Genomic DNA, 4,546 nt, shown 5'->3' on the forward strand with positions numbered 1-4,546 from the left:
TCGACAGGGACAAGGTGGCGATAACGAAGCGTTCCATATCCCCGCGCCAGGTGGAACGCGAGGTGAGCCGCATCAAAAGCGCCGTTCAGGGCGCGATCGACCAGCTCAACCAGATCAAGGACTCCATTCCCGACGACGACGTCAAGAAGCACGCCTTCATCATTGACGCCCACATACTCATCCTCCAGGACCCCTTCTTCGCCAACTCCGTCATCGACGTTATCCGGGGCGAGCATATTAACGCGGAATGGGCCCTCGACGTGGTGGTCTCCCGGTTCCTCGCCAGCTTCGACAAGGTGGAGGACCCGTATCTCAGGGAGAGGGGCCAGGACATCAGATACATCTACGAGAGACTCGCCAGGATCCTCGTCGTGGGGAAAAAACCGCGCATAAGCGCCGGGACGGTGAAGGGCAAAGCCATCATCATCGCCCACGACCTGTCGCCTGCGGACACGATACAGCTCAACCTCAACCGCATCTCCGGGTTCGCGACCGATGTGGGCGGCAGGACGTCCCACACGTCGATCGTGGCGCGGGCCCTCGAGATCCCCGCCGTGGTCGGCGTGGGCAACGTGACAAGTCTCGCGAGGAACAATGACCTCATCATCATAGACGGCGATGAAGGCGTCGTCATTATCAACCCCGTCAAAGAGGTCCAGAAAGAGTACGTCGCGAAGCAGATCCATCTCAGGAACCAGAAGAAGGAACACCTCAGGGTGGCGCGGCTCAAGGCCGAGACGAAGGACGGCTTTCGGATGAGGGTGGGCGCCAACATTGAGCTCCTGGCGGAGATGGACATCGTCGAAAAATACGGCGCCACCGGCATAGGCCTGTACAGGACGGAATACATCTATCTTTCGCGAAAGCACGACCTTCCCACGGAAATGGACCATTACCACATCTATCGCAAACTGGCGGAGAGCAAGACCCTCCAGTACATCACCATACGGACCCTCGACATCGGCGGCGACAAGTTCGTCTCCGAGATCGAGATGCCCAAGGAGATAAATCCCGCCATGGGCCTCAGGGCCATACGGCTCTGCATCAAGGAGGTCCCCCTCTTCAAGGCTCAACTGAGGGGGATCCTGAGGGCGAGCGAGCATGGGCCCCTTCGCATCCTCATCCCCATGGTCTCGGGCATCGAGGAGGTGCGCAAAGCGAAGGCCATCATCGCCGAGTGCATGGAAGAGCTCTCGCGCAAAAAGATCGCCTACAACAGGGACATAAAGACGGGCATCATGATAGAGGTCCCGTCAGCGTGCATGATAAGCGACATGCTTGCCGCGGAGGTCGATTTCTTCAGCATCGGGACGAACGACCTCATACAGTACGCCCTCGCCATCGACAGGGTCAACGAGTACGTCTCCTACCTGTACGAACCGCTCCATCCGGCAGTCCTCAAAATGATCAAGAAGGCTGTCGACGATGCCCACGCCCACAAGATCACCATCGCTCTGTGCGGTGAGATGGCGGGGGAGCCGCGCTACGTCCCGGTCCTTTTGGGTCTCGGCCTCGATGAGATAAGCATGAACCCTTACGCCATACCGCGGGCGAAAAAGGCGATCCGGGGGCTCGATCACGGATACTGCCGGGAGCTCCTCGAGGAGATCATGAAGAAGGACTCGCCGGCGGAGGCGGAGCTTCTTTTAAAGAACGAAATGGCACGATTGTTCCCCGGGGATTTCCCGAAAGCCCGGGGATAGCAGAATGAAACTTATCAAAGACCAATATCAAGGAGGATCATACAATGGGAATGAGCAGGTTCTTATTCACGTCTGAATCGGTTGCCGAAGGACATCCGGACAAGGTTTCCGACCAGATATCCGACGCTGTTCTCGACGCCATCATCAAGGACGACCCCGGGGCTCGGGTCGCCTGCGAGACCTATGTGACGACGGGCCTTGCCCTCGTCGGTGGTGAGATAACGACGTCGAGCTACGTCAACGTCCCCGAGATCGTCAGGGAGACGGTGAAGGACATAGGGTACAACGATTCTTCGATGGGCTTCGACTGGGAGACCTGCGCGGTCCTCACGGCGATCGACGAACAGTCCCCCGATATCGCCATGGGCGTCAACGAGACAGCCGGCCACGAGCAGGGCGCCGGCGACCAGGGCCTCATGTTCGGGTACGCCTGCAACGAGACGGCAGAGTTCATGCCCATGTCCATCATGTACGCCCACAAGCTCATCAAGAGGCTTGCCGATGTCCGCAAGGACGGGACCCTTCCCTTTCTGCGCCCCGACGGCAAGAGCCAGGTGACCATAGAGTATATCGACAGGCAGCCCGTCAGGGTGGACGCCGTCGTCATCGCCGCCCAGCACAACCCCGACGTGACCATTGAGAAGATACGCGAAGGCATCACGGAAGAGGTCATCAAGAAGATCGTCCCGGCGGAGCTCATGGACGAGAAGACGAAGATCTTCATCAACTCCACGGGAAGGTTCGTGGTGGGCGGCCCCAAGGGTGACTGCGGCGTGACGGGACGGAAGATCATCGTCGACACCTACGGGGGTGTCGGGAGCCATGGCGGCGGCGCCTTCTCCGGGAAGGACCCGTCAAAGGTCGACCGCAGCGCCTCCTACATGGCCCGCTACATCGCGAAGAACCTCGTCGCTGCCGGCCTTGCCGACAGGCTCGAGCTCCAGATAGCCTACACCATCGGCGTCGCTGAGCCTGTATCCGTCATGATAGACACCCAGGGCACCTCGAAGATAAGCCCCGACAAGATCGCGCAGATAGTCAACGACCTCTTCGACATGCGGCCGAGAAAGATCATCGAGAGGCTCGACCTCCTGCGGCCCATCTACAGGAAAACCGCTTGCGGCGGCCATTTCGGCAGGAACGAGCCGGAGTTCACCTGGGAAAAGCTCGACATGGTGGAAGAGATAAGGAAGGCCGCGGGGATATAGGTTTCCCGGAACGATATCGATCGAAGGAGAACATGTATGGATTATGATGTGAAGGACATAAAACTGGCCGATGCCGGGCTGGAGAAGATAGAATGGGCGGGGAGAAGGATGCCCGTCCTCGGCCAGATCGCGCAGAGGTTCGCGAAGAAGAAACCCCTGAAGGGCGTGAGAATCGCCTGTTGCCTCCACGTGACGTCGGAGACGGGGAACCTCATGAAGACCCTCAAGGCGGGCGGCGCCGAGGTGGTGCTCTGCGCGTCCAACCCCCTGAGCACCCAGGACGACGTGGCGGCGGCCATCGTCAAGCACTTCAAGATACCCGCCTTCTGCATCAAGGGAGAGACGGACCGCCAGTACTACGACCACATCATGAAGGCCCTTGCCTTCATGCCCAATATCACCATGGATGACGGGGCCGACCTTGTCGGCGCCCTCCACATGATCGCCTTCGACCGCACCGAGGGCCTCCACGATATCATCAAGAAATGGTACAGGAAGCTCGCCAAGAAGGAAAAACAGGCGCTGATCGGCGATGTGGTGGGCTCCATGGAGGAAACGACGACGGGTGTCATTCGCCTTAAGAGCATGGAGAAGGAAGGCGTTCTCCAGTTCCCCGTCGTCGCCGTGAACGACGCGCTGACGAAGCACATGTTCGACAACCGCTACGGTACGGGACAGAGCACCATCGACGGCATCCTGCGCGCCACGAACGTCCTGTTTGCCGGTGCCACCTTCGTGCTCGCCGGGTACGGCTGGTGCGGCAAAGGCGTGACCATGAGGGCAAAAGGCCTTGGCGCCCACGTTGTCGTCGCCGAGGTCGATCCTCTTCGGGCCCTTGAAGCCCACATGGACGGCTACGAGGTCATGGAGATGGAGAAGGCGGCCGCCATCGGGGACATCTTCGTCACCACCACCGGCGACATCCACGTCATCCGCAAGGAACATTTCGAGAAGATGAAGGACGGCGCCATGGTCTGCAACTCGGGGCATTTCAACGTTGAACTCGACCTCGACACCCTGGAGAAGATGAAGAAGTCGAAGAGGCGGATCCGTCAGTTCATCGACGAGTACACCCTCAAGAACGGCAAGAAGATATTCGTCCTCGGTGAGGGCAGGCTTGTCAATCTCGCCTGTGCCGAAGGGCATCCCTCGGATGTCATGGACATGAGCTTCGCGAACCAGGCGCTCTGCTCGGAGTACATGTGGAAGAACGCCAAGAAACTGCAGAAGAAGGTCTACTCCGTGCCGAAGGAGATCGACGAGCAGGTTGCCCTGCTCAAGCTGGCCTCGGCAGGCATCACCATCGATAAACTGACGGACGAGCAGAAGAGATACCTCGCGTCATGGGAGATGGGAACATGATCAAGCTTCTTGTCGCGGGAACGGTCGCGTACGACTCCATAGAGACCCCCTTCGGGAAGGCGGACAACGTCCTCGGGGGGTCAGCCCTGCACTTCACCAATGCCGCGAGCTTCTTCACCGACGTCGGCATCGTGGCCACGGTGGGCAGCGATTTCGATATGGAGGGCATATCCTTCCTCAGGGACCGCAGCGTCGACATGTCCGGGATAGAGGTGGACCACGGGAAGACCTTCCGCTGGGAGGGCAGGTACGGATACGACCTCAACCAGGCCA

4 protein-coding genes are annotated in these 4,546 nt (G+C 59.4%); all 4 read left to right on the forward strand.

The features are described from left to right. On the forward strand, positions 1–1,703 hold a 1,703-nt coding region (gene ptsP, locus GXX82_09355; GenBank protein NLT23240.1), incomplete at its 5' end, for a phosphoenolpyruvate--protein phosphotransferase. Between the two features lie 44 nt (positions 1,704–1,747). Then, the gene (locus tag GXX82_09360; GenBank protein ID NLT23241.1) at positions 1,748–2,911 is read left to right on the forward strand and encodes a methionine adenosyltransferase; all 1,164 of its coding nucleotides are present in this window, start codon (positions 1,748–1,750) and stop codon (positions 2,909–2,911) included. A 36-nt stretch (positions 2,912–2,947) separates the two neighbouring features. Beyond that, positions 2,948–4,273: an adenosylhomocysteinase gene (ahcY, locus tag GXX82_09365; protein NLT23242.1), complete on the forward strand. Its 1,326-nt coding sequence runs from the start codon at positions 2,948–2,950 to the stop codon at positions 4,271–4,273. Continuing rightward, a partial coding sequence (locus GXX82_09370) for a sugar kinase (GenBank protein NLT23243.1) occupies positions 4,270–4,546 on the forward strand: 277 nt, incomplete at its 3' end. The genes ahcY and GXX82_09370, both read left to right, overlap by 4 nt.

The sequence above is a fragment of the Syntrophorhabdus sp. genome (assembly GCA_012719415.1).
Lineage (GTDB): Bacteria > Desulfobacterota > Syntrophorhabdia > Syntrophorhabdales > Syntrophorhabdaceae > Delta-02.